This is a genomic window from Gryllotalpicola protaetiae (assembly GCF_003627055.1).
Lineage (GTDB): Bacteria > Actinomycetota > Actinomycetes > Actinomycetales > Microbacteriaceae > Gryllotalpicola > Gryllotalpicola protaetiae.
This window is the reverse complement of the sequence record NZ_CP032624.1, coordinates 3,082,688-3,106,814: the sequence shown is the minus strand read 5'-3', so window position 1 is coordinate 3,106,814 and position 24,127 is coordinate 3,082,688. Positions and strand designations below refer to the sequence as shown.

Genomic DNA, 24,127 nt, shown 5'->3' with positions numbered 1-24,127 from the left:
GGCACACACATCACGGCAGGATGTAACCCGCCGCGGTGAAGAGCCGGTACCACTCGACGCGAGTCAGCGGGATGTCGCTGCCGGCCGCCGCCTCGCGGACGCGCTCGGGCTTCGTGGTGCCGAGCACGACCTGGAAGTTCGCGGGGTGCCGGGTGATCCAGGCCACGGCGATCGCGGTCGGCGTCACCTCGTACTTCGCGGCGAGCTCGTCGATCGCGTCGTTCAGCTCGGGGTAGGTCTCGCGGTCGCCGAGGAAGACGCCGTTGAAGAACTGCTTCTGGAACGGCGACCAGGCCTGCAGCGTGATGTCGTTGAGGCGCGCGTAGTCGAGGATGCCGTTGTCGCGGTCGATCGACTGGTCGAGCCCCGCCATGTTCGACGCGACGCCGGCCGCGATCAGCGGCGCGTGCGTGATCGACAACTGCACCTGGTTGAAGGCGAGCGGCTGCTTGACGAACTTCTTCAGCAGCTCGACCTGGCCCGGCGTCTGGTTCGAGACGCCGAAGTTGCGCACCTTCCCCGCGGCTTCGAGCTCGTCGAACGCGGCCGCGACCTCCTCGGGCTCGACCAGGGTATCGGGCCGGTGCAGCAGCAGCACGTCGAGGTAGTCGGTGCGCAGGGCGCGCAGCGAGGCATCCACCGACTCGAGGATGTGCTCCTTCGAGAAGTCGAACGCGCCGGGCACGATGCCCGTCTTGGTCTGGATGCGCACCTGCTCGCGCTCGCTCGACGTGAACGTCACGGCGTCGCCGAAGCGCTGCTCGCAGTGGTGCGGCGAGCCGCCGTACACGTCGGCGTGGTCGAAGAAGTCGATGCCCGTCTCGCGGGCGGTGGCGACCAGGGTGCGGATGGCCTCGTCGTCGAGGTCGGCGATCCTCATCAGCCCGAGGATCAGGTTGGAAGCGGTCAGATTCGTCTGCGGCAGTGCAAGTCTCTTCACGCTCCCATTCTTGTCGAATCGAACCGATTCGTCAGCGTGGGAGGACGAGCGAGATCGGGGCGGAGATGTCCTCGAGGGACTTCCGCTCGGCATCCGTGCCGAAGATCAGGGCGATGACGCCGCCGATGATCATGATCCCGGCGCCGACGAAGTAGCCGATCGTGAGCGGCCCGCGCGACGACCCGTCGCCGACCAGCGCGCCGAACAGGAACGGCGCCACCGCGCCGACGATCTGCGCGACCGCGAAGAAGTACGAGATCGCCTGCGCCCGCAACTCGAGGGGGAAGGTCTCGCTGACGGTCAGATAGGCGCTCGATGCGCCGGCGGATGCAAGGAAGAACGCCACGCACCAGAAGATCGTCTGCGACACGGCGTTCAGCGCGCCCGCCTGGAACAGGATCGCGGAGATGGTCAACACGACGCCCGCGCCGACATACGTCGTGAAGATCATCTTGCGGCGCCCGACGGTGTCGAACAGCGGGCCGAGGACGAGCGGGCCGATCAGGTTGCCGATCGCGAATGGGAAGAAGAAGTAGCCCGTGTGGTCGTTCGGGATGCCGTAGAAGTTCTGCAGCACCAGCGCATAGCTGAAGAAGATCGCGTTGTAGAGGAACGACTGGGTGATCATCATCGCGGCGGCCGTGACCGTGCGTTTCGGGTAGTCCCGAAACAGCGTGCGCGCGATCACCCGGAACGGGACGTACTCGATGGGTTTGAGCTCGAGCGCCTTGGACTCGTCGACGGGTGTGAGGTTCCCGCCCTGCGATTCGACGAGCTCTTCGATCTCACCGATGGTCTTGTTCGCCTCGGCCTCGCGGCCATGCGTCACGAGCCACCGCGGGCTCTCGGGAATGTGCCGGCGCAGATAGATGATGAACAGGCCGATCACCGGGCCGATCCAGAAGGCGATGCGCCAGCCCCAGTTCTCCGGCACCAGGTCGTGGTTGAACAGCGGGATGCTCGCGGCCGCACCGAGCGCCGCACCGGCCCAGTAGGTGCCGTTGATCGCGATGTCGACCCGGCCGCGGTAGTGCGAGGGGATCAGCTCATCGATCGCGGAGTTGATCGCGGCGTACTCGCCGCCGATGCCCGCCCCTGCGACGAAGCGGAAGAGCAGCAGGAACCACAGCGAGAACGCGAAGCCGCCGACGCCCGAGCCGACCAGGTAGATGGCGAGCGTCAGGATGAACAGGCGGCGCCTGCCCAATCGGTCGGAGAGCCAGCCGAAGTACAGCGAGCCGACCACCTCGCCGACGAGGTAGATCGTTCCGACGAGGCCGACCTGGGCGCTCGAGAGGTTGAGCGTGTGCGCGTAGCCGTTGGCCGCGACGAGCTGCACTTCGAGGCCGTCGAGGATCCACGCGACCCCGAGCCCGACGACCACGGACCAGTGGAACTTCGTCCACGGCAGCCGGTCGAGCCGGGCGGGGATGAGACTGCGAACCGTGCCACCTGTCGCTGAAGTCGACGCCGTTGTCATGTGCGCACGGTACCCCCGCGCCTGCGTCATGCAACAGGTCTTGCATGACGCGGCGATCGGTGGCAGGGAATCCGGGCAGGGGCGTCTCCGGAGCCCCTCCCGGCTTCGAAGACGTGCGCTCGGACCGGTACCTCACAGTCCACTCGGGGTCGGCGACCACTTCGTCGTAGTCGTTGCTCGAAGTGCCGGCGCTTGCGCGATCCCCCGGATCCCCATTGATCCGCTGATCAATCTGCACTGACGCGGGGCCGGGGTCAAGCGAGGCTAGGTCACGATCGGATCAAGACGCGCATATGCCTCGCCCTGCGCCGGCCGCCGATCCGCCTGCCCACGCTCGGGCCAGAGCGAGAACGCGCGCTCGGCCTGTGCCGTGATGGTGAGCGCGGGGTTCACGCCGAGGTTCGCCGACACCGTCGATCCGTCGACGATATGCAGGCCCGGATAGCCCCACACCCGGTGATACGCGTCGACGACGCCGCCGGCCGGGTCGGCCGCGATCGTCGCCCCGCCGAGGAAGTGCGCGGTCAGCGGCACGCCGAACAGCTCGAGCCAGGTGCCGCGGGGCAGCGAGCGGATGCCGGTGTCCTCCTCGAGCTGCGCGGCCATGGCCTCAGTCGCCCGGTGCGCCTGCGGCAGCCAGTCGGGGTTCGGCTCGCCGTCGCCCTGCCTGCTCGTGAGGCGGACGCCGCGATCCCGTCCCCAGCGCGTGCGCGGGTGAAGCGACCTTTCCGCGGGCGTTGCGTCTCCCGCGGAAAGGCGGTTTCTCCCGCGCACGGGTGAGGGACGCGGCGTGACCGTGAGCGAGTTGTCGGCGCTCTGCATCACGAGCGCGATGACTCCGCGCTCTGTGGCGCGCCATGGCACGCTCGCGCGCAGTTCGGTGAGCGGATGCCTGGCGAACCGCCCCAGCAGGAACCCGAGCCGCCGGTGCAGGGGCCTCCCGCCCGGGGCGAGCACCGTCACGAGCGCCATGAGGGCGTTGGAGCCCTTGCCGTAGCGCACGTTCTGCACGTGCGTCTTCTCGTCGACGTAGAGCGAGGTGGTGATCGCCGAGCCCTCGGTCAGATCGACCCCTTCCGGCACCCGCACGGCGAGGGCGCCGTCGAGGGCCTCCGAGTTCGTGCGGGTGAGCCGGCCGAGCGCATCGGAGAGCTGCGGCAGCTCGCCGCGCTCCTTGAGCGTGTGCAGCAGCTTCTGGGTCCCCCACGCGCCTGCCGCGAAGACGACCTGCGCGGCGGTGACCGTGCGGCGGTCCTTCGGCGTGAGCGCGGTGCCCGTGCGCTCGGTCGTGATCACATAGCCGCCCGCCTGGTCGCCGTCGTCGATCGGGCGCACCGAGACCACCGTGCGCATCGGCTCGATGACGGCACCGCGCCGCTCGGCCAGCCAGAGGTAGTTCTTCACGAGCGTGTTCTTCGCACCGACGCGGCAGCCGACCATGCAGTTGCCGCAGAGCGTGCAGCTGGTGCGGTCGGGACCCTCGCCGCCGAAGAACGGGTCGGGCACGGTGACACCGCGCCGGGGACCGCCGGCCTGATCAGCGCCGCCGGCGCCCGGGATCCCGTAGTAGACGCCGGTCGGCGCGGTGCGGAAGGTCTCGGGCACGCCGAGGCGCAGCGCCACCTTCCGCATGAGCTGCTCGGCGGGCCCGTCGTACGGGTAGCGCTCTGCGGTGCCCAGCATCCGTTTGGCCGTCTCGTAGTGGGGCGCCAGCTCGCGCTGCCAGTCGGTGATGCCCGCCCAGCCGCCGCTCTCGAAGAACGACTGCCCCGGCACGTACTGCACGTTCGCGTAGTTGAGCGAGCCGCCGCCCACCCCGGCCCCCGCCAGGATCAGCACGTCGGGCAGCTTGTGCAGCCGCTGCGGGCCGTACCACCCGAGCGCAGGCGCCCAGAGCGCGTTGCGCACGTCCCAGTTGGTCTTCGCGAACTCGTGGTCCTCGAAGCGGCGGCCTGCCTCGTACACCAGCACGCCGTAGCCCTTCTCGGCCAGCCGCAGTGCCGCGACCGAACCACCGAAACCGGACCCGATGACCACCACGTCGTGGTCGAACTCCCCCGTCATGCGGCCGATGCTACTACTGACTGACAGTCAATAGCTCACGCCAACACCTCGGCGAGCAGCCCGTCGATCTGGTTCAGGGCCATCTTCGAGCCCTCTTCGTGGCCCATCGCGAGCATCTTCTCGAGGTAGGGCACCGAGTCGAACACCGTCACGGCGGTGAGGCGCGTGGCCGGCCTGCCGCCCAGCTCGACGGATTCGAAGGTGACGACGCCGTGCATCGAGCCATCGGGGTCAGGCGCCTTGGTGTCGTTGTCGGCGAGGCCGCCGTCGAACTCGATGCGATGCGGCCGGTCGACGGCGGTCGTCGCCCACCAGGCGCGCTGGAACTCGCCGGCGGGGCCGGTCGAGTAGTAGCTCGAGGTGCCGCCCGGCGTGAGGTCGTGGGTCTCGAAGGTCGCCGGGAACGGCTCGGGGCACCACCACTTCTCGAGCTGGCGCGGGTCCTCCCACAGCTGCCAGATGCGCTCGACGGGTGCCGCGAACTCGCAGACGATGGTGAGACTGCGGGCTTCCGGATCCCGCGTGGATGAGATGACGGGCATGATGCCTTCCCCTTAGTTCTCGTTGTTCGTGTCGTTCTCTGCGGCGAGCAGCGCGTCGATCGCGTTCGCCCGCGCGTGCCAGAGCCGTTCGTAACGGCCCAGCAGCTCGCGCGCGCGCCCGATCGTGTCGACCTCGCCGCTCACGAGCTGCTCGCGGCCGTTCCTGCTCTTGCTCACGAGCGCCGCCCTCTCGAGCACCGCGACGTGCTTCTGCACGGCCGCGAAGCTCATCGCATAGCCGGCCGCGAGCTCGCTCACCGAGTGCGGCCTCTGCAGCACGCGGGTCACGATGTCGCGCCTGGTCGCATCAGCCAGTGCGTGGAAGATGCGGTCAATGTCACTATCTACAACCATTTGGTTGTACGTTAGCGCGAGCGGATGCTTCGCACAAGACCCCGCTCACCCGAGCGGTTCCTGCCCGCCGGTAGCCTTGAGCCCATGCGTCGCACGCTCACCGCCCTCGCCCTCGCTGCCGCCGCGGCGTTCGCGCTTACCGGCTGCGCGAGCGGCGAGCCCACTGTCGGCACGGGGCCGACTCATGCCGTGGCTGTGTCGCCGAGCCCGGCGGTCACGAGCGCCGCCGACTGCACGGGCGTGTTCGTGACCGTGCAGTTCGGCTTGCTGGGGGCCGATGACGTGAATGCGTGCGCGCCGGCATCCGCCCCTCTCACCGCCGCTGCCGCGCTGAAGGCCGTCGGCGTCACGACCGAGGGCACCCAGCAGTACGGCGACCAGGTCGTATGCCGCGTGAACGGCGAGCCGTCCGCGTCGAAGCCGATCGACGTTCCCGGCCAGGCGCCGTATACCGAGAAATGCGCGGGGATGCCGGCCGCGTTCGCGTACTGGGCCGTCTGGGTGCGCGACTCTGCCGCCGGCCAGTGGGACTACGCCCAGAGCGGCATCACGACCGAGCAGCTGAAGCCCGGCCAGACGCTCGGCGTGAAGTTCACGACCGGCAGCGACACCACTCCCCCGCAGGGCTGAGCCTGTGCGCTTCCGGGCGGCGCCGCTGCGGCAGGCTGCGATCTTCGCGGCCGTGTTCGTGGCCGTCCGGGTCGTCTACGCCGCGGTGTTCGCGGGGGCCTCGGGCACCGGCATCCGCCTGCTCGATCTGCCCCTCATCACGTTGCCCGCGCCGTTCACCGGTGTGCGCCTGCTCGGGCCGGTCACGCTGGACGGTCTCGCCGCCGTCGCGCTGTCAGCCGTGCCCTTCGCCGCGGTGATCTTCGGGTTCGGCCTGCTGAACGCGCTGTTCGACGTGCGGCCGTGGTTCGCCGCGGCAGCGCGACGCGGGCCGCTGCGCTCGTTCGCGCGGTCGCTGGTAATCGCCTGGCAGACGCTGCCTGCGCTCGCCGCAGCCCTGCGGCGGGCGGCTCGCGCGGCGCGACTCCGCGGTGAGCGCCCGGGCCCGCGCGTGCTGGTGCCCGTGCTCGAGGACGCGATCGAGCGCGCGGTCACGCTGGCCGCGTCGCTCGAGCTGCGCGGGTTCGCGGCGTCGCGGCGGCTCGACGGCGCCTGCGAGGTGCCCGTCCGCGTGTCGGGCGCTGTGCTGGCGCGCCCCGGTTGCGCGCTGTCGATCCCGTCGCTCTCGCTGGCGACCGGCACGCTGACCGTGCTCACCGGTGCCACCGGGGCCGGGAAGTCGACCGTGCTCGATGCGCTCTCCGGGCTGTTCCAGCACGCCGATGGGGGCGTGCAGCAGGGCGTGATCGAGGTCGGCGGGATCGATCGGGCTCTCGTGCCGCCACGCGACACCGCCGGATTCGTGGGCGCGGTGGCGCAGCGGGTGCGAGCCGCGTTCGTCGGCGAGACGGTGGCTGAGGAGTTGGGCTTCGCGCTCGCCCTGCGCGGGGTCGCGCCGGTGATCGTCGGCGCGCGGGTCGCCGAGGTGGCGGAGCGGCTCGGATTCCCGCACCTGCTGTCGCGCCCGATCTCGGCGCTCTCGGCCGGCGAGGCGGAGCTCGTCGCGATCGGCGCCGCTCTCGCCGAGAGACCGACGCTGCTGCTGGTCGACGAGCCGCTCGCGGAGCTCGATTCCGCCGCGCGCCCGCGCGTCGTGGCCGCGCTGGCGTCTCTGGCGCATGAGGGCGGCATGTGCGTGCTGGTGGCGGAGCATCGCGTCGCGTGGTTCTCGGGCGTCGCGGACGGGTGGCTGTCGATCGCGGACGGCAAGCTGGCGGAGTTGGATGCTTCCTCCGCAGCACTTCGATCAGGGCACCAGTTTTCCGCGCCAAGCCCCCATTGGTGCCCTCCCGGCACCAATGGGGGCGGCGAGGCACCAACGGGGGCCTCGGGCGGAGAAGTGGTGTCCTCATCGAAACGCGCCGGAGAGGTCGTGGCCGAGGCGCGCGGGGTGAGCGTGGAACATGGCGAGCGGCCCGCGGTCGACGATGTGTCGCTCGCGCTCGCCGCAGGCGAGATCGTCGCACTCACCGGGCCGAACGGGGCCGGCAAGTCGTCGCTGCTGTGGGAGCTCGCCGTTCCGCGCGAATCCGGCCGCGTCTTCGTCCGCGGCGACGACGTGCGGACGCTCACGCACCGCGACCGGCGCTCCGCCGTCGCGCTCGTGCCCGAGTCGCTCGAGGACCTCTTCGTCACCGATTCCGTCGCCGCCGAGTGCCGGCGAGCCGACCGCCGCGCATCGCGAGGCGCGACGCTGCGCCGGGTCGGCGAGCTCCTCGGCCACGACGCGACGGCGCTCGCGGACACGCACCCGCGCGACCTGTCGGGCGGGCAGCGGGTGTGCCTCGCCGTCGCGCTGCAGCTCGCCGCGGACCCCGCGGTGCTGCTCATCGACGAGCCCGTGCGCGGCCTCGATCACGACGCGCAGCGCGAGGTCGCCGCCGCGATCCGACGAGCGGCCGCCAACGGCACCGCCGTCATGTTCGCGACGCACGAGACGGAGTTCGCGGCGGCGGTCGCGCAACGCACCATCCGCCTCGAGCAGGGCCGGATCAGCGAGACGCAGAGGGTGACGGCACCGTGACGGCCGCGACCACTCCTTCTGAGGCGTCGCCGACGGCAGGCATCCGCCCGGCTTTGCGCCCTCGTCTCGACTGGCGTGGAATCGCGCTCATCGCCGGAAGCGCAGCGGCCGCGGCCGGATTCGCCTGGCCGTTCTTCGCCCCCGCCCTGCCGCAGGACGCGCAGAACGCGGTGCCATATCTCGCCCTCGCGCTCGTACCGGCGATCGTCGCCGCGCTGCTGCTCGCGCTCGACCGGCAGTTCGCGAGCGCGAAGGCCGTCGCACTGCTCGGCGTGCTCGGCGCCATCGGCGCGGCGACCCGCGTGCTCGGCGACACAGTGGGCGGCATCGAGCCGGTGTTCGTCGTGCTGATCCTCGCGGGGCGCGCGCTCGGAGCGCGCTTCGGGTTCCTGCTCGGGCTCGTCGTCATGACCGTCTCGGCGATCATCACCGGCGGCGTCGGGCCGTGGCTGCCGTTCCAGCTGTTCGCCTGCGCATGGGTCGCCGCCGGGGCCGGGCTGCTGCCGCGCATCCGCTCGCGCATCGGCGAGCTGGTGATGCTCGCGGTCTACGGCGCGCTCGCATCGTGGATCGTCGGCGCCCTGCTCAACCTGTGGTTCTGGCCGTTCGCCATCGCGTCGGGGTCGAGCATCTCGTACGCGCCCGACGCGTCCGGCGTCGCCAACCTGAAGGCGTTCGCGCTGTACTCGCTCGCCACCTCGACGCTCACGTGGGACACCGTCCGGGCGCTCACGACGGTCGTCGGCATCGCACTCATCGGCCGCCCTGTGCTCGCCGCACTGCGCCGCGCGAAGCTGTAGCTAGACCGAGAAATACTTGGCTTCTGGGTGGTGGAAGACGAAGGCGTCGGTCGACTGCTCGGGATGCAGCTGCAGCTCCTCCGACAGCTCGACGCCGATGCGCTCGGGGCGCAGCAGTTCGACGACCTTGCGGCGGTCCTCCATGTCGGGGCACGCCGGGTAGCCGAGCGAGAAGCGCGCGCCGCGGTAGTCGAGTTTGAACAGCCCCTCGACCGAGGCCGGCTCCTCGGCGGCGAAGCCGAGCTCGGCGCGGATGCGCGCGTGCCAGAACTCCGCCAGCGCTTCGGTGAGCTGCATCGCGAGCCCGTTGAGCTCGAGGTAGTCGCGGTAGTGGTTGCCGTCGAACAGCTTCGATGTTGCGCGGCTGACGGACTGGCCGGCGGTGACGAGCTGCACGGGCATCACGTCGACCTGCCCTGGTGAATCGGCAGCGCCGCGCGAGCGCACGAAGTCGGCGAGGCACAGGTGCCGGTCGCGGCGCTGGCGCGGGAAGTGGAAGCGCAGCCGCTCGGCGCCCAGCGTGCCGCCGGACCCGCCGTCCGGGGCGAGCAGGCCTGGCGTACCCAGCGTGCCGGCGACATCGTCGCCATGGTGCAGCACGACGACGTCGTCACCTTCCGCGACAACCGGGAAATACCCGTAGGCGACGGATGCTTCCAGCAGGCCCTCCGCGAGAATGCGGTCGAGCCAGTACCGCAGCCGCGGGCGCCCTTCGGTCTCCACGAGTTGCTCGTACGACGCGGACTCGGAGCCGCGCCCGGGTTTGAGACCCCACTGCCCCATGAACGTCGCGCGCTCGTCGAGGAACGCGGAGAAGTCGGCGAGCGGGATGCCCCGCACGATGCGCGTTCCCCAGAACGGCGGGGCGGGCACGGGGTTATCGGTGGCGACGTCGGAACGGGTCGGCATCGCCTCCGGCTCGGTCAGGGTGAGCTGGGCGCCCTCGCGGTGGATGCGCTTCTTGAGCGGCGGAAGGCCGACCGAGTCCGGCGCGGCGCCGCGGGCGATCTTGACGAGCGGCTCCATCAGGGCGAGGCCCTCGAAGGCATCCCGCGCGTATCTCACCTGGCCGTCGAACTGGGACGCCAAGTCGTCCTCGACGTAGGCGCGCGTGAGCGCCGCCCCGCCGAGGAGCACGGGCCAGCGCTGCGCGACACCGCGCTGGTTCAGCTCGAGCAGGTTCTCCTTCATCACGACCGTCGACTTCACGAGCAGCCCGCTCATGCCGATGACGTCGGCGTTGTGACGCTCTGCGGCGGCGATGATGTCGGTGATCGGCTGCTTGATGCCGAGGTTGATCACCTCGTAGCCGTTGTTGGTGAGGATGATGTCGACGAGGTTCTTGCCGATGTCGTGCACGTCGCCGCGCACGGTGGCCAGCACGATGCGGCCCTTCCCCGCCGAGGCATCCGCCTTGTCCATGTGGGGCTCGAGGTAGGCGACCGCGGTCTTCATCACCTCGGCCGACTGCAGCACGAAGGGCAGCTGCATCTCGCCGGCGCCGAAGCGCTCGCCGACGATCTTCATGCCCTCGAGCAGGTGAACGTTGATGATGTCGAGCGCGCTCGTGCCGTCGGCCATCGCCTGGTCAAGATCGGCCTCCAGGCCCTTGGCCTCACCGTCGATGATGCGCCGCTCGAGCCGCTCGCCCACGGGCAGCGCCTCCAGCTCGGCGGCGCGCTGGTCGCGCAGCGCCTTCGTGTCGACGCCCTCGAACAGCTCGAGGATGCGCGCGAGCGGATCGTATTCGAGGTCGCCGTCGGCGTTGTAGCGGCGACGGTCCCACACGAGGTCGAGCGCGACCTGGCGCTGCTCGTCGGGCAGCGAGGCGAGCGGCACGATCTTGGCCGCGTCGATGATGGCCGAGTCGAGACCGGCCTGCACAGCCTCGTGCAGGAACACCGAGTTGAGCACCTGCCGGGCCGCGGGGTTGAGGCCGAACGACACGTTCGAGACGCCGAGCGTGGTGTGGATCCCGGGGTACTTCGCGGTGATCTGCGCGATCGCCGAGATCGTCTCGATCGCGTCGCGCCTGGTCTCCTCCTGCCCGGTGGCGATCGGGAAGGTGAGGCAGTCGACGATGATGTCGGTGACCTCGAGGCCCCACTCCCCCGTCAGCGACTCGACGAGACGGGTCGCGATCGCGACCTTGCCCTCCGCCGTGCGCGCCTGGCCCTGCTCGTCGATCGTGAGCGCGACGACCGCAGCGCCGTGCTCCTTGACGAGCGGCATGATGCGGCCGTACCGGGACTCCGGCCCGTCGCCGTCCTCGAAGTTCACCGAGTTGATGACCGGCCGGCCGCCGATCAGCTCGAGGCCGGCCTGCAGCACGGCGGGCTCGGTCGAGTCGACGACGAGGGGCAGGGTCGAGGCGCTCGCCAGGCGGGACACGACCTCGCGGGCATCCGCCACGCCGTCTCGCCCGACGTAGTCGACACAGACGTCGAGCAGGTGCGCGCCCGCCCTGATCTGCTTGCGCGCGATCTCGACGCAGTCGTCCCAGCGCTCCTCGAGCATCGCCTCGCGGAAGGCCTTCGAGCCGTTCGCATTGGTGCGCTCGCCGATCGCGAGGTACGACGCGTCCTGCTCGAACGGCACGTGCTGGTACAGGCTCGCGACACCGGGGTCGACCTCGATCGGGCGCGCGGTCGCGGCCGCCCGGCCGACGCGCTCGACGACGGCGCGCAGGTGCTCGGGCGTCGTGCCGCAGCAACCGCCGACGAGCCCCAGCCCGAACTCGCGCACGAACTGCTCGTGCGCGGTGGCGAGCTCCGCAGGCTGCAGCGGGTACTCCGCGCCGTTCGTGCCGAGCATGGGAAGCCCGGCGTTCGGCATGCACATCACGGGCACCCGCGAGTGCTTCGACAGGTAGCGCAGGTGCTCGCTCATCAGGTCAGGACCGGTCGCGCAGTTGAGGCCGATCGCGTCGACGCCGAGCGGTTCGATCGCGGTGAGCGCGGCGCCCACCTCTGAGCCCATGAGCATGGTGCCGGTCGTCTCGATCGTGATCTCGACGAAGATCGGCAGCCGGATGCCTGCGGCGGCGCTCGCCCGCTTGCAGCCGTTGATCGCGGCCTTCGTCTGGAGCAGGTCCTGCGAGGTCTCGACGAGGAACGCGTCGGCGCCGCCCGAGATGAGGCCAGCCGCCTGCTGGGCGAAGGTGTCGCGCAGGTGCGCGTAGGTGGTGTGACCGAGGCTCGGCAGCTTCGTGCCCGGCCCGATCGACCCGAGCACCCAGCGCTGCCGGCCGTCGCGGGCCTCCCACGCGTCGGCGCGCTCGCGGGCGATGCGGGCGCCGGCCGTCGCGAGCTCCTCGATGCGGTCGTCGATGCCGTAGTCGGAGAGGTTCGACCAGTTCGCGCCGAAGGTGTTCGTCTCGACCGCGTCGACGCCGACCTCGAAGTAGGCGTCGTGGATGCCGCCGATGATGTCGGGCCGAGTCACGTTGAGGATCTCGTTGCAGCCCTCGAGCTGCCGATAGTCCTCGAGCGTCGGGTCCTGCGCCTGGATCATCGTGCCCATCGCGCCGTCGGCCACGACGACGCGGGTCGCGACCTCGTCGAGCAGGGCTCGCGAACGGGGAGGAACGGCGGCCGTGGCGGGACTCGGGGTCACCGAACCAGGTTACCGGCGCGTGCGCGGGTGAAACGGCGCTTCCGCGGGCGAGGCTTCACCCGCGGAAGCGCGTCTTCACCCGCGCACACCGGGCGGGGCGAGGTCGGGCGACTCCAGATGCAGTCCGCGCAGCGCGAGCCGCGCCGCCTGCCACCCCGACTGACCGTGCACGCCGGGGCCGGGGGCTGTCGAGGCGCCACATAGGAACACGCCGGGAAGCGGCGTGCGCCAGGGCTCGCGCCGCGGTAGCGGCCGACCCACGAGCTGCCACGTCGATGTGGCTCCTGCCGCGATGTCGCCGCCGATGAGGTTGGGGTCCAGCTGCTCGAGGTCGCGCGCCGAGGTGCCGGCGCTCGCGAGCACGGTGTCGCGGAACCCGGGGGCGAAGCGCTCGATCTCGGCGGTGATCGCGTCGGTGCGATCGTCCGTCGCGCCGGCCGGCACGTGGGTGTACGCCCAAAGAACGTGCTTCCCAGCCGGGGCCCGCGTGTCGTCGATCACGCTCGGCTGACTGACGAGCAGATACGGATGCGTGGGGAGCCGCCCGCTCGCGACCTCGCCCTCCGCTCGGGCGAGGTCGGCCCGCGTGCCGCCGACGTGCACCGTCACCGCCTCGCGCAGCTCGGCTGCCGCCCATGGCACGGGCTCGCTCAGCGCGAAGTCGACCTTCGCGATGCCGTCGCCGTAGCGGAACCGCTGCAGCGCGACGCGATAGGGCGTGGGCAGCCGGTCGCCGGCGATCCTGGCGAAGGCACGCGGCGTGACGTCGAACAGCACGGCGTCCGCATCCGCCACCTCGTCGATCTTCTCGATCTCGACCCCGGTCTCGATGCGCCCACCGTGCGCGATGAGGTCGTCGGCGAGCGCCTGCGTGATCGCGCCGCTGCCGCCGCGCGGCACGGGCCAGCCGCGCGCGTGCGCGAACGCCGCGAGCACGAGACCGGGCGCTGCGGCGCCGAGTGCGGGCAGCCGCTTGTTGGTGTGGGCGATCACGCCGGTGAGCAGCGCGGGCGCCGCCTCCGTCAGGAACTCCCGGTTCCACCAGTGGCTGCCCTGCTCGAGCGCGCGCAGCCCGAGGCGCAGAGCGACCACCGGGTGCGCGGGCGGCAGGACGGCGCCGCCGATGACGTCGGCGACGCGGTCGGCGTCGGCCGCCAGCGGCCACAGCAGGCGGCGCCAGGTCGAGGCATCCGCCCCCAGCCCCTGCGCGGTGCGCTCGAGGTCGCGCCATGCGAGCGCCGCGGTCGTCTCGGTCAGCGCGTGGCCGTACGACAGCTCCGGAGTCAGCAGCTCGATGCGCCGATCGAGGCCGAAGCGGCGGAAGAACGCGGACTGCACCGCCATCGGATGCACGGCGGAGCCCACATCGTGGCGGAAACCGGAAAGGGTGAGCTCGCGGGTCGCCGCCCCGCCGCCGAGGTGCTCGGACTGCTCGAACACGGTGACCGCGAGGCCCGCGCGCGCGAGCGTGACGGCGCCGGCGAGCCCGTTCGGCCCTGAGCCGACGACGATCGCGCGACCGGTGCTCATGCGCCTAACGCTAGGGGTATCGGCGCGGCGGCTGTAGGGGTGTCGCCCGGGCGGAGGGCGCGCTACGGTCGCGCTTGGCATGGATTGGGCGCATCTCGACTGGCTCGGCACGGGCGACTACGACGTCGCCCGCGAGGTGCTGCAGCGCGGTGTCGCGGCGATCTTCTTGGTCGCGTTCCTGTCGGCCGCCGACCAGTTCCCCGCGCTGCTCGGCGAGCACGGGCTGCTGCCGGTGCCCCGGTTCCTGCAGTACGCGTACGCGCGGCGCCAGCCGACGATCTTCCGCTGGCATTACAGCGATCGGATGCTTCGCCTGGTGGCCTGGGCCGGGGTCGTCGTCTCGGCCGCGCTCGTGGCCGGCCTGCCGCAGCTCGCGCCGCCGTGGCTCACAACCGTGCTCTTCCTGGTGCTGTGGGGCGCGTACCTCTCGATCGTGAACGTCGGCCAGACGTTCTACGGCTTCGGGTGGGAGTCCTTGCTCTGCGAGGCGGGCTTCACCGTCGCCTGGCTGGGCTCGGCCGGAACCGGCACCCCACTCACCACACTGTTCCTCATCAGATGGCTCGTGTTCCGGCTCGAATTCGGCGCGGGCATGATCAAGCTGCGCGGCGGACGCGAGTGGCGCGATCTCACGGCGCTGTACTACCACCACGAGACCCAGCCGATGCCGGGGCCGCTCAGCAGGCGGGCGCACCTGCTGCCCAGGTGGATGCACCGCGGCGAGGTTCTCGGCAACCACTTCGCGCAGCTCGTGTGCCCGTTCTTCCTGTTCGCGCCGCAGCCGATCGCCTCGATCGCGGCGGCTGTCATGATCGTGACGCAGCTGTGGCTGATCGTCACCGGCAACTTCGCGTGGCTCAACTGGATCACTGTGGTGCTGCTGTTCTCCGGCATCGACGACGGGGTCGTGCACGCGGTGATTCCGGGGTGGGCGTGGCCGGTTTCCGTCCCTGCGGATGCCGGCGGGGTACCGCTCTGGTACGGGGTGCCGGTGCTCGCGGCATCCGCCCTGCTCGTCTATCTGTCCTGGCGGCCGGCGCGCAATCTGCTCGCGCGCCGCCAGCTGATGAACGCGAGCTTCAACCGCTGGCACCTGGTGAACGCCTACGGCGCGTTCGGCACGGTGACGAAGCGGCGCGACGAGATCGTGATCGAGGGCACGGATGACCCGACCGGCTCTTCCGGCTGGAGGGAGTACGAGTTCCACGGGAAGCCCGGCGACCCGGCCCGCGTGCCGCGGTGGTTCGCGCCGTACCACCTGAGACTCGACTGGCTGATGTGGTTCCTCGCGCTCGGCGCGGAAGGCGGCGGCTGGTTCGACCTGCTGCTCGTGCGGCTGCTGCAGGCCGATCGGCCGACGCTGCGGCTGCTGCGCGTCGACCCGTTCGGTGGCCGTGCGCCGCGATTGGTGCGGGCGCGTGTCTTCCGCTACCGCTTCGCGACGCGCGCGGAGCATCGGGTGACTGGGCTCGTGTGGATCCGCGAGGAGCGCGGGCTTCTCGTCCCGCCGGTGGGTACCCGCGACGTCGAAGAACGGGCGTGACCGGCCCGAGGCCGGCTGCACCCGTCACTGCAGAGCGAGTCGGTCCGGCACCTCGTACTGCAGGCGGCCGAGCCACTCGGCGTACTCGGCCGGCCACGGCCGCCCGGTCGGCAGGTGCCGCAGCTGACGCCGCACCTCCCCTGACGACGACGCCACCGGGATCACCCGGGTCGGCGCCTTCCGCGACAGCGCGCCGAACCACCAGTGCCGCCAGGTCCCCTCGACCGACTCGGGGTCGAGGACCAGGTAGTAGTCGGGCAGCTGGGCGCGGCCGGCACGCAAGGCATCCGCCGCCGCCTCCGCCTCGAACAGCAGCGTGTCGAGCGTCACACGGTCGTCGAAGAACTCGACCCAGGCCGCCGCGACGTGCGCGAGCGGGTCGACGTCGCTGATCACGTACGACGCCTGCGACGTGCTGATGCGACGCGAGGCGTCGGTCTCGTCGCCGACCGCCAAGGTGAACGCGTCGACGTTGCGCAAGGAGCCGAGCTCGGAGATCAGCTCGGGCGACTCGCCGCCGACGAGGGCGACGACTGTTCCGGAAGAAGCGGCCATGTTCCAGCGTATGCGCAGCTCAGCGCATGCTGGCGTCGATCTGGTCGCGACGCGCCAGCAGCAGCTCGTCGAACACCGCGATGGGCAACGGATGCCTGGTTGTGAAGTGCACCGACCCCGTCGTCGTCTCGAGCTCGGGGTGTGCGGCCGCCACCACTGACACCGCGACGCCGCTGAACGGGTAGACGGAATACCCCGCCTTCGTGACCTGCAGCGTGATGAGCGCCTTGCCGCGGTACGTCAGAGCCGGCATCCCATAGCTGCGGCCCTCGCATGTGCCCTCGACGATCTCGCGCGCGCGCTCGAAGTACGGGCGCAGCACCTTCGCGCGCCCCTCGTCGATCGAGCCGAGGTAGTCGTCGACCTCGGAGGCCGTGTCGGACATGCGAACAGTGTGCACAGCCCCTCACCGCCGCGCAACAGTCCGTACAATCGCGTCAGCTAACGTCAACCCCGTGAACCCGCTCTGGCCGTCGCAGTACCCGCGCCCCGAACAGCTCATCGTGCACCTCTCCGACACGCACTTCACGGCAGGCCGCGCGCCGATGTTCGGCCAGGTCGACTCCGACGAGGTGCTGGCTCAGGGGCTCAGACAGCTCGTCGGCGCCGGCCTGTCCCCCAGCGCGATCGTCATCACGGGCGACGTCGCCGATACGGGTGCCGGCGACGCCTACACGCGCGTGCGCGCGGCGATCGAGCCCGTCGTGGCCGAGCTGGGCGCCGAGCTCGTCTGGGTGATGGGCAACCACGACATCCGCGGCCGCTTCCGCGCGGGCTTGCTCGACGAGGACGCCACCGATGAGCCCTACGACCGCGTCATCGATCTGGACGGCCTGCGCCTCATCGTGCTCGACTCGACCGTCCCCGGGTTCCACTACGGCGCGCTCAGCGACGAGCAGCTCGCATGGCTGGCATCCGTTCTCTCCACCCCTGCGCCGCGCGGCACGCTGCTCGCCCTGCATCACCCGCCGATCCCGTCGCCGCAGGTCTTCGACGAGCTGATCGAGCTGCGCGATCAGGCCGGGCTCGAGAAGGTCGTCGCCGGCACCGACGTGCGCGGCATCCTCGCGGGGCATCTGCACTACTCGACGCACTCGACCTTCGCCGGCGTGCCCGTTTCGGTCGCGTCGGCGACCTGCTACACGAACGACCCGCTGCTGTCGCAGAACGGGTTGCGCGCGCAGGCGGGCGGGCAAGCGTTCGACATCGTGCACGTTTACGCCGATCGGATGCTTCACACGACGATCCCCGTCGGCGACTGGCCCACCGTGTACGAGGTCACCGCGGCACAGGCCGCGCGGATCGCGGCCCTGCCGGACGAGCAGCAGCAGGCGCTCGCCCGGCGCTACGTGACCGTCGGCGGGCTCTCCGGAGTTCCCGAGCTGTAAGCGCACTGACGGTTCCTGAGAGTGGACCATGCGTTCTTCTAGCGGCAAAGTGAGCACCCGTGTAGCTTCCGCGACATGACCAAACCCACGATCGTGCTCGTTCACGGCGCCTGGGCCGACGCTTCCAGCTGGAACCCCGTCGCCACCGCGCTCCAGTCGCAGGGCTTCACCGTCCTCGCCCCCACCAACCTGCTGCGCGGCGTGCAGCAGGACGCGGACTACATCGCCTCGTACCTCGCCCAGCACACCTCGGGCCCCGTCGTCCTCGTCGGGCACTCGTACGGCGGGTTCGTCATCACAAACGCCGGCGCGCACGGCGGCGATGTGAAGGCGCTCGTGTACATCGACGCGTTCGCACCCGATGAGGGGCAGTTTGTGTTCCAGCTGCTCGGCGGCTCGGGGTCGGCGTTCGACGTGCCCGACCCGACGACGGTGTTCGACATCCTCGGCTACCCGGGCGCCCCAGAGGGCGACGCCGAGGCGCACCTGAAGCCTGACACCGTGCACAACTCGTTCGCGCAGGACCTGCCCGAGGCCGAGCGCTGGCTCATCGTCGCCGGCCAGCGCCCCATCACCCTGCAGGCCAACACGACTCCGTCGGGCGTGCCCGCCTGGAAGACGATTCCCTCATGGGCCGTCGTCGGCACGGAAGACAAGGTGATCCCGCCGGCCGTGCAGCGCAGCATGGCCGAGAATGCGGGCGCCACGATCACCGAGGTGGCCGGTTCGCACGTGTCGATGCTGTCGCACCCGCAGGCAACGATCGACGCGATCCTCGCAGCCGTCGCCGCGGTGTCGGAGCCAGCCGGGGTCTGAGCTCAGGGGCGGAATTCGACGCCCGTCCAGAGCTCCGAGAGGCGCCACAGCTCCCGGCCGAACTCCGGCCGGGAGCTCGCGCTGCGGGCAGGGAACGGCACGGGCGCGCCCTTCATCCAGAACTCGGGGGCGTAGAGCCCGCCGCCCTGCGCGGCCGGGTCGGTGAGGGCGCGTACCAGCGGCGTCGCGCCCCAGTTCTTCCCCTGCGCGCCGAAGGCGAGCCAGCTCTCGAAGACGGGCGGGCGCGGCGGCGTCACCCCGGCGCGCGCAGCGGTGAGCCCGTCGGCGGAGTAACCGGGGTGTGCGGCGAGCGCGATCGACGACGAGCCGGATGCCCGCAGCCGCCGTTCCAGCTCCCACGCGAAGCCCTGCGCGGCATGCTTCGAGAGCGCGTAGGCGCGAGCGCCGGAATAGCCGTGCTCGGTGTTGAGCGCCGCAGCATCCGCCCTGGCGAACATCGTCGCCATGCTCGTCATGCCGACCCATCTGCTGCCCTCCGTACGCGCGAGCGCCGGCCAAGCGGTCGCTGCGAGCAGGAAGTGGCCGAGGTGGTTGGTGGCGAAGGTGACCTCGAAGCCCTCCGGAGTGGTCTGGCGCCGACGCGGACCCCAGGTGATCGCGCCGTTCGCGGCGATGCCGTCGAGCCGATCCCAGTGCGCGACGGCTTCGCCTGCGGCGCGGGCGGATGGCGGGGAGGCGAGGTCGAGCGGCAGGAATCCGACCTCGGCCCCGCCCACGCGCGCCTCGATCGCCGCAATCGCCCGCCGCGCCCTGGCCTCGTCACGTGCCGCGATCACCACGCGCGCACCCGCCCCGGCGAGCTGCTCGGCCGCGAAGTAGCCGATGCCGCGGCTGCCGCCCGTGACGAGGAAGACCTTCCCGCTCTGATCTGGCAGGCGTCTCGGGTCCCACCCGTCTCGTGCCGGCATCCGCCACCCCTTCTCGGTCGTCTCTCACGCACAGTCTGCCGGGTCGTAAGGTGCAGCCCGCTGGTTTGAGGCGTCAGGCCGCGTCGAGCTTCTTCACCTTCGGCACCCCGGCGGCGCGCTCGCGCGCAAGGTCGTAGGCGTTCTGCATTGCGAGCCAGGCTCGCGCCGTCGACACGCCTGCTTGTTCGAGCCGCACCGCCAGGTTGGGGCTGATCGCGGCGCGCTCGTTGATGACGCGACTGAGGGTCACACGCGCGACGCCCAAGCGATCGGCTGCCTCGGTGACGCTGAGCCCAAGGTCTGCAATCACGTCTTCGCGCAGAATCGCGCCCGGATGAACCGGAGTCCTCATAGCCACATCCGCTCCTTTGTCAGTGACAGTCCTGATAGTCGACTAACTCGATGTCTTGCTCGGTGAAGCGAAACGTCACACGCCAATTGCCATTCACCCAAATTGACCAGAATCCCGCGAGTTGTCCTTTGACACGACAGCTGAAGCTACAGGAGTTCGCGGCGGCGCTCGAGGAAGGCGGCCTCGACCTCGTTCGTGGTGAGGAGCAGGGCTTCCGCATACGCGTCGGCCGCGGCATCCGTCTCGCCCAATTGCCGCAGCAGTTCGGCGCGGGTCGCGGCGAGGTACGGGTATGCCGCAAGCCGCGGGTCGGACCCCAGCTCGTCGACGACGGCGAGCGCGGCAGCCGGGCCGTCGACGAAACTCAGCGCCACGGCGCGGTTGAGGGCGACGACCGGCGACGGCCAGCGTGCGAGCAAGAGGTCGTAGAGGCCGAGGATCTGGGGCCAGTCGGTCGCGGCCCAGCTCGGCGCCTCGTCGTGGAGTGCGGCGAGCGCGGCCATGAGCCCGTAGCGGCCCGCGGGCGGGGCGGCGAGCGCCTGCTCGACCAGGATCTGCCCTTCGGCGATCAGCGCGGGGTCCCAGACCCGGCGGTCCTGATCTTCGAGGCGCACCAAGGCGCCGGAGGCATCGAGACGCGCCCCGCGGCGGGCATCCGTCAGCAGCATGAGCGCGAGCAGGCCGGCGACCTCGCGCTCGCCGGGGAGGAGCAGGCGAAGCATCCGCCCGAGCTGAATCCCGCGCTCGGCCAGCTCGGGCCGCGTCAGCTGTGTACCCGCCGCCGCCGTGTAGCCGCTGGTGAAGGCGAGGTGCACGACATCGAGAACGGATGCCAGCCGGTCGGGCAGCTCGGCCGCATCGGGCGCCCGGTACGGAATGCCGGTCGCGGCGATCTTCTTCTTCGCGCGGGTGAGGCGCGCCTGCATCGTGGTCTCGGTGACGAGCAGGGCGCGCGCCACCTCGACGGTCGAGAGCCCGCAGACGAAGCGCAGCGTGAGAGCGAGCCTCGCCTCGGGCGCGAGCGCCGGGTGGCAGCAGGTGAAGACGAGCCGCAGGCGCTCGTCGGGGAAGTCGTAGGGCAGTGTCTCGACGGGGTCTGGCACGAGCAGCGGCAGCTTGCGGGCGAGCGTGCCCGCTCGGCGGCGCACCTCGAGGGCGCGGCGCGTCGCGACCGTCGTGAGCCAGGCGCCCGGCTTTGCGGGCACGCCGGATCGCGCCCAGTGCACGAGGGCCTGTGCGTAGGCGTCCTGCACGCAGTCCTCGGCGAGGTCGAGGTCGCCGGTGACGCGGGCGGTCGCCGCGAGCACGAGCGCCCATTCGCGCTCGTGCGCCGCGGCGACCGCCGCTGCAACATCCGCCATCTACTGCCCGGTCTGCAGGTCGGGGCCCATCTCGCGCTGCGGCCACACCTCGACCGCGCCGTAGACGCTCGGCACCTGCTTCGCCAGCGCGAGCGCCTCGTCGTAGTCGGCGGCCTCGATGACGTAGTAGCCGCCGAGCACCTCCTTCGTCTCGAGGAAGGTGCCGTCCGTCACGGTCACCCCGCCCTCGGTCTGCCGGATCGTCGTCGCCGTGTCGCTCGTGTCGAGCTGCGCACCGCCGCGGATCGCCGCCTTGTTGTTCGCGATGAACGCGACGTGCTTCTCGTGCATGTCAGCCATGACCTCGGGCGGCGTGTCGGCGAAACGCGTCTCGTCGTCGTAGATCAGCACCAGGTACGTGCCCATGTCCGTCTCCTTTGCTTGGGAACTTCACTACTCCGATGCGCGAGCTTGCGCGAGATCGACAACAAGACGAGCAGATCCGTTGGACGGAAAACGCTAGGACCGCGCCGCACCAGGATCTCCCCACCTGATCCAGTAATCGCCTCACGCAAGGGTCGTGACACTACAGCGCTCGAGTTGACCGCGATATTGACTTGCTTGCCTGTTGAAAAATAGTTCCTGAACTGCTGTGTCTTCGCCTGGTACTTATGGGGCTCATCGGAATTGGGCGTGTAGGTGGGGTCTGAAGCCGCCGGCTTCCAGCAGGGATCTCGCGATGCAGTGGCTGAGGTTCCGGAACCCGAGCGCGCTTCCGCGGAGGTGTTCGAGTCGGCCGTTGAGCGCCTCGGTCGGGCCGTTGCTGGTGCCGGGGCGCTCGAAGAACGCGAGGATGTCCGCGGCGCGCTGCTTCAGGGTCCGGCCGAGACGGCGCAGCTCGGCCAGCTGCGCGGGAACCCCGGCGGAGAGCATGTCGATGGTCTCGCGCATGAGCTTCTTCCCCTCGGCCTTCTCGCCGGTGCGGTAGGCGGCGATGACGCGCTGGTAGGTCCTCCAGGTGACCTCGACTTCCACGTGCTCGGGGATCGCGAACGCGGCGTCCAGGCGGGCCCGCTGTTTCTCAGTCAGCAGGCATTCTCCGGCGTGCAGGGTGCGGCGGATCCGGTAGAGCGGATCGCCGGACCTGCCGCGGTGCCCCAGGGTCTGCTGCTGCACCCGCTGCCGGCAGGCATCGAGTCCGTCGCCGGCGAGCTTGACGACATTGAAGGGGTCCATGACGGGCACCGCGTCGGGCAGCTCTTCCGCGGCGGCGGTCTTGAACCCGGTGAACCCGTCCATCGCCACGACCTCGATGCCGTCCCGCCACTGCTTCGGACGGGCGGCGAGCCACTGCTTGAACACCTGCTTGGAGCGGCCGGGCACCATGTCCAGAGGATATGCAACGCCTCCGACGGCAGGCTGCCCGCGGCGGGATCCGTCTGCAGAGCGAGGGACCCGTCCGCGGAATATCCGAAACTCGTCGTGAAGCTCAAGCCGCCGAATGCCGGCGCGCCAGCCGGAATCGACACTGTCGACGACAGCTGCTCATCGAGCGCGTTGTAGCTGCCAACCGTGGTCTTGTAGGCAAGCCCTGGCATGCCGGGAGTGGGCGATTCACTACCACGAGCCACAGGCTTCAGCGGATCTCCACCTCGGCGACTAGATCACTAAAGTCGGGAGCCCCAACGCCATCACTGCACCGAAATCTTAAGACGCCGCGATCATCTAGGTCGACGCGCATTGCCGCATTGAGAAGCCATGCTTGCGTCACGCCGTTGACCCGCCATGTATTCCAGATGCGCAATGACCGTCCTTGCTTCGACTCCCAGGCAATCTGGACACGAATCTCATTTGGCGCCGTGTCCTGCCAAAGAACGACGTCGTCGGTTCTTGTCGACTCAATTCCAAGAGCGCCGCCGCGGATCCGTAGCCTGAAGCCCTGGGGCGGGTGTGGAATCGCTGAACGAAATCGGATCGTCATCCTGCTCGTGTCTGTGGGTAGTTCGTAAAGGCTGTAGAGCGGGCCGTGCCAATCGATCTGGTGTTTCTGCTGTTCGGCAAACAGTCCGGCGAGGTCAGGAGTCACGTCAATATCCACGGTGTCAGTATGGGTCACTGACGGCGTGGTCTTATGGTGAGGTCCCACATGTCGGCCGATGCGGGTACCGACTGACCGGACGACGGAACCGCCATCGCCATGCTGGCGACAACTCATGACAAGTCTCGTGAGAGGCGTCAAAGCGCGCGTCGCGATCTCAGGCTTGATCTTTGAAAAATCTCGCCACGTCATAATTTGCAATTAGGAAGGCACTTTGGCGCGGGGATCTGCCGTAGCGGTTCGCATGATCAGGGTCCGCACCCAGTGAACGAAGGGCTTCGACGGCGGAATTTGATTCTCCCCGATAGCTCATAACCGCAACGAAAAGGGGCGAATTGCCGTGCTTGTTTTCGGCTTCCAAAGCAACGCCGGCTTCGGCGAGCGCTCGAACTACGCGACCGCTGCCGCCTTGAGCTGCAAAATGCAGAGGAGTGAATCCGTCGGCGTCCGGCAATGACGGATCCAAGCCCTCAGCAAGCAGAACCTTGATCTTGTCGCTGTCCCCCTCAGCCGCAGCGTAGTGCAATGCGGTACGCCCCTCTTGATCGATCACGTTCACCTCGGCATTTCAAAAAGATGGCTGCGGTTGCTTGACGGGCTTTCGATTTGATAGTGATCTGGATCGTTCTCATACTCGATCACTTGTTGCCTCGTCCAACCCGATCCACGCGCAAGTTGCTGTGTGCGCCACCACTCATACCCGGGCAAATGTCCGTAGTCAACCCGCGCGGTAGTCAGGCGAATTCAATTCGGCAAATTACGAACCGGTGCGCATAATCCGTTCTAGTCGGTTCTGAGCAAATACATCGCCCATCAAGCTAGCGCGGGGGCGGCCGATGGCTTCGTTTACTGAAACACGAACTTCATTGAGTCGACGGCTCGGATCAAGATCGTCGTACTCAACGCGGTATGCAGCGTCGTTAATTTCCTGATACCGGTACAAAGGCGGCATTCTCCACAAGTCCCGATCCCAACCGGGAAGAACGCCAAGAACGGGCCAAGATCCAGTTTCCACCCCGAGGCTCCCGAAATGGCCTATCAAGAGCGCGTCCTCAGGGCTCAACGTTGACAAGTCCAGCAAATCTGGCACTTTCGCTCGGCGGGGGCCGAAGAAGTGCCCAGCCAGAACCCCATTCTTGGCGCTTCGAGCGATCACGACCGTGCCATATCCGCCTCCCGGTACCGGCA

General features: G+C 69.7%; 23 protein-coding genes and 1 pseudogene. 6 read left to right on the top strand and 18 right to left on the bottom strand.

From position 1 onward, the window contains the following. Positions 1–10: 10 nt before the first annotated feature. The 5 genes from D7I44_RS15065 to D7I44_RS15045 form a co-directional block, all read right to left on the bottom strand. The gene (locus tag D7I44_RS15065; RefSeq protein ID WP_181445575.1) at positions 11–940 is read right to left on the bottom strand and encodes an aldo/keto reductase; all 930 of its coding nucleotides are present in this window, start codon (positions 938–940) and stop codon (positions 11–13) included. A 31-nt stretch (positions 941–971) separates the two neighbouring features. Further along, complete coding sequence (locus D7I44_RS15060; RefSeq protein WP_120790993.1) at positions 972–2,420, bottom strand: MFS transporter; 1,449 nt, start codon at positions 2,418–2,420, stop codon at positions 972–974. Between the two features lie 264 nt (positions 2,421–2,684). Next, entirely contained in the window at positions 2,685–4,484 is a 1,800-nt protein-coding gene (locus tag D7I44_RS15055; RefSeq protein ID WP_120790242.1) for a GMC oxidoreductase, read from the bottom strand. A gap of 35 nt (positions 4,485–4,519) precedes the next feature. Then, entirely contained in the window at positions 4,520–5,026 is a 507-nt protein-coding gene (locus D7I44_RS15050; protein ID WP_120790241.1) for an SRPBCC family protein, read from the bottom strand. A 12-nt stretch (positions 5,027–5,038) separates the two neighbouring features. Further along, positions 5,039–5,380 carry an ArsR/SmtB family transcription factor gene (locus D7I44_RS15045; protein WP_120790240.1) on the bottom strand — a complete coding sequence of 114 codons (342 nt, stop codon included), beginning with the start codon at positions 5,378–5,380 and terminating at the stop codon, positions 5,039–5,041. 84 nt (positions 5,381–5,464) lie between these two features. On the opposite strand from D7I44_RS15045, the gene D7I44_RS15040 reads away from it, so the two are divergent. Genes D7I44_RS15040 through D7I44_RS15030 form a run of 3 tightly spaced genes read left to right on the top strand, consistent with a single transcriptional unit; the run spans position 5,465 to position 8,812 of the window. Beyond that, on the top strand, positions 5,465–6,010 hold the full coding sequence (locus D7I44_RS15040) for a hypothetical protein (RefSeq protein ID WP_120790239.1): 546 nt from the start codon (positions 5,465–5,467) through the stop codon (positions 6,008–6,010). 4 nt (positions 6,011–6,014) lie between these two features. Continuing rightward, on the top strand, positions 6,015–8,012 hold the full coding sequence (locus D7I44_RS15035) for an ATP-binding cassette domain-containing protein (protein WP_120790238.1): 1,998 nt from the start codon (positions 6,015–6,017) through the stop codon (positions 8,010–8,012). Next, a complete protein-coding gene (locus D7I44_RS15030) occupies positions 8,009–8,812 on the top strand; it encodes an ECF transporter S component (RefSeq protein ID WP_162940314.1) in 804 nt (267 codons plus the stop codon). The genes D7I44_RS15035 and D7I44_RS15030 overlap by 4 nt, the downstream gene beginning before the upstream one ends. Here D7I44_RS15030 and metH read toward each other — a convergent pair whose 3' ends face one another. Together metH and D7I44_RS15020 are read right to left on the bottom strand one after the other, a co-directional pair. Then, positions 8,813–12,427 (bottom strand): methionine synthase, encoded by a 3,615-nt coding sequence (metH, locus tag D7I44_RS15025; RefSeq protein WP_120790236.1) that lies wholly within the window; start codon positions 12,425–12,427, stop codon positions 8,813–8,815. A gap of 75 nt (positions 12,428–12,502) precedes the next feature. After that, positions 12,503–13,957, bottom strand: a complete 1,455-nt coding sequence (locus D7I44_RS15020; protein WP_120790235.1) for a phytoene desaturase family protein — start codon at positions 13,955–13,957, stop codon at positions 12,503–12,505. 79 nt (positions 13,958–14,036) lie between these two features. On the opposite strand from D7I44_RS15020, the gene D7I44_RS15015 reads away from it, so the two are divergent. Then, on the top strand, positions 14,037–15,500 hold the full coding sequence (locus D7I44_RS15015; protein ID WP_120790234.1) for a lipase maturation factor family protein: 1,464 nt from the start codon (positions 14,037–14,039) through the stop codon (positions 15,498–15,500). A gap of 24 nt (positions 15,501–15,524) precedes the next feature. On the opposite strand, the gene D7I44_RS15010 is transcribed toward D7I44_RS15015, so the two are convergent. Further along, the gene (locus D7I44_RS15010) at positions 15,525–16,055 is read right to left on the bottom strand and encodes a hypothetical protein (protein WP_120790233.1); all 531 of its coding nucleotides are present in this window, start codon (positions 16,053–16,055) and stop codon (positions 15,525–15,527) included. A 19-nt stretch (positions 16,056–16,074) separates the two neighbouring features. Beyond that, entirely contained in the window at positions 16,075–16,440 is a 366-nt protein-coding gene (locus D7I44_RS15005; RefSeq protein ID WP_120790232.1) for an iron chaperone, read from the bottom strand. 70 nt (positions 16,441–16,510) lie between these two features. Here D7I44_RS15005 and D7I44_RS15000 point away from each other — a divergent pair, with 70 nt between their 5' ends. Both D7I44_RS15000 and D7I44_RS14995 read left to right on the top strand, forming a co-directional pair. Beyond that, positions 16,511–17,443: a metallophosphoesterase gene (locus tag D7I44_RS15000; protein ID WP_220093786.1), complete on the top strand. Its 933-nt coding sequence runs from the start codon at positions 16,511–16,513 to the stop codon at positions 17,441–17,443. A 75-nt stretch (positions 17,444–17,518) separates the two neighbouring features. Continuing rightward, complete coding sequence (locus D7I44_RS14995) at positions 17,519–18,259, top strand: alpha/beta fold hydrolase (protein WP_120790230.1); 741 nt, start codon at positions 17,519–17,521, stop codon at positions 18,257–18,259. 2 nt (positions 18,260–18,261) lie between these two features. Here D7I44_RS14995 and D7I44_RS14990 read toward each other — a convergent pair whose 3' ends face one another. The 9 genes and pseudogenes from D7I44_RS14990 to D7I44_RS18775 form a co-directional block, all read right to left on the bottom strand. Continuing rightward, the gene (locus D7I44_RS14990; protein WP_120790229.1) at positions 18,262–19,188 is read right to left on the bottom strand and encodes an SDR family NAD(P)-dependent oxidoreductase; all 927 of its coding nucleotides are present in this window, start codon (positions 19,186–19,188) and stop codon (positions 18,262–18,264) included. 73 nt (positions 19,189–19,261) lie between these two features. Beyond that, positions 19,262–19,540: a HigA family addiction module antitoxin gene (locus tag D7I44_RS14985; protein WP_120790228.1), complete on the bottom strand. Its 279-nt coding sequence runs from the start codon at positions 19,538–19,540 to the stop codon at positions 19,262–19,264. A 146-nt stretch (positions 19,541–19,686) separates the two neighbouring features. Further along, positions 19,687–20,901, bottom strand: coding sequence for an RNA polymerase sigma factor (locus tag D7I44_RS14975; protein WP_120790226.1), 1,215 nt, complete (start codon positions 20,899–20,901; stop codon positions 19,687–19,689). Continuing rightward, positions 20,902–21,267 carry a YciI family protein gene (locus tag D7I44_RS14970; RefSeq protein WP_120790225.1) on the bottom strand — a complete coding sequence of 122 codons (366 nt, stop codon included), beginning with the start codon at positions 21,265–21,267 and terminating at the stop codon, positions 20,902–20,904. Positions 21,268–21,519: 252 nt separating this feature from the next. Next, a pseudogene (locus tag D7I44_RS14965) lies at positions 21,520–22,248 on the bottom strand (ISL3 family transposase); the annotation flags it as partial. 229 nt (positions 22,249–22,477) lie between these two features. Continuing rightward, a complete protein-coding gene (locus tag D7I44_RS18315; RefSeq protein ID WP_162940313.1) occupies positions 22,478–22,939 on the bottom strand; it encodes a hypothetical protein in 462 nt (153 codons plus the stop codon). A gap of 157 nt (positions 22,940–23,096) precedes the next feature. After that, complete coding sequence (locus D7I44_RS14960; RefSeq protein WP_120790224.1) at positions 23,097–23,498, bottom strand: ankyrin repeat domain-containing protein; 402 nt, start codon at positions 23,496–23,498, stop codon at positions 23,097–23,099. Then, positions 23,495–23,647 (bottom strand): GH-E family nuclease, encoded by a 153-nt coding sequence (locus tag D7I44_RS18780; protein WP_220093785.1) that lies wholly within the window; start codon positions 23,645–23,647, stop codon positions 23,495–23,497. The genes D7I44_RS14960 and D7I44_RS18780 overlap by 4 nt, the downstream gene beginning before the upstream one ends. A 49-nt stretch (positions 23,648–23,696) precedes the next feature. Next, entirely contained in the window at positions 23,697–24,095 is a 399-nt protein-coding gene (locus D7I44_RS18775) for a hypothetical protein (RefSeq protein WP_425459335.1), read from the bottom strand. Positions 24,096–24,127 lie beyond the last annotated feature (32 nt).

Excerpts from the sequence above, each read along its gene's own strand:
- D7I44_RS15020 (WP_120790235.1), bottom strand. The coding sequence starts at position 13,957 with ATGAGCACCGGTCGCGCGATCGTCGTCGGCTCAGGGCCGAACGGGCTC.
- D7I44_RS15060 (WP_120790993.1), bottom strand. The coding sequence starts at position 2,420 with ATGACAACGGCGTCGACTTCAGCGACAGGTGGCACGGTTCGCAGTCTC.
- D7I44_RS14990 (WP_120790229.1), bottom strand. The coding sequence starts at position 19,188 with ATGCCGGCACGAGACGGGTGGGACCCGAGACGCCTGCCAGATCAGAGC.
- D7I44_RS15040 (WP_120790239.1), top strand. The coding sequence starts at position 5,465 with ATGCGTCGCACGCTCACCGCCCTCGCCCTCGCTGCCGCCGCGGCGTTC.
- D7I44_RS15015 (WP_120790234.1), top strand. The coding sequence starts at position 14,037 with ATGGATTGGGCGCATCTCGACTGGCTCGGCACGGGCGACTACGACGTC.
- D7I44_RS14970 (WP_120790225.1), bottom strand. The coding sequence starts at position 21,267 with ATGGGCACGTACCTGGTGCTGATCTACGACGACGAGACGCGTTTCGCC.
- D7I44_RS14985 (WP_120790228.1), bottom strand. The coding sequence starts at position 19,540 with ATGAGGACTCCGGTTCATCCGGGCGCGATTCTGCGCGAAGACGTGATT.
- D7I44_RS14995 (WP_120790230.1), top strand. The coding sequence starts at position 17,519 with ATGACCAAACCCACGATCGTGCTCGTTCACGGCGCCTGGGCCGACGCT.
- D7I44_RS15010 (WP_120790233.1), bottom strand. The coding sequence starts at position 16,055 with ATGGCCGCTTCTTCCGGAACAGTCGTCGCCCTCGTCGGCGGCGAGTCG.
- D7I44_RS15055 (WP_120790242.1), bottom strand. The coding sequence starts at position 4,484 with ATGACGGGGGAGTTCGACCACGACGTGGTGGTCATCGGGTCCGGTTTC.
- D7I44_RS15050 (WP_120790241.1), bottom strand. The coding sequence starts at position 5,026 with ATGCCCGTCATCTCATCCACGCGGGATCCGGAAGCCCGCAGTCTCACC.
- D7I44_RS14975 (WP_120790226.1), bottom strand. The coding sequence starts at position 20,901 with ATGGCGGATGTTGCAGCGGCGGTCGCCGCGGCGCACGAGCGCGAATGG.
- D7I44_RS15005 (WP_120790232.1), bottom strand. The coding sequence starts at position 16,440 with ATGTCCGACACGGCCTCCGAGGTCGACGACTACCTCGGCTCGATCGAC.
- D7I44_RS15045 (WP_120790240.1), bottom strand. The coding sequence starts at position 5,380 with ATGGTTGTAGATAGTGACATTGACCGCATCTTCCACGCACTGGCTGAT.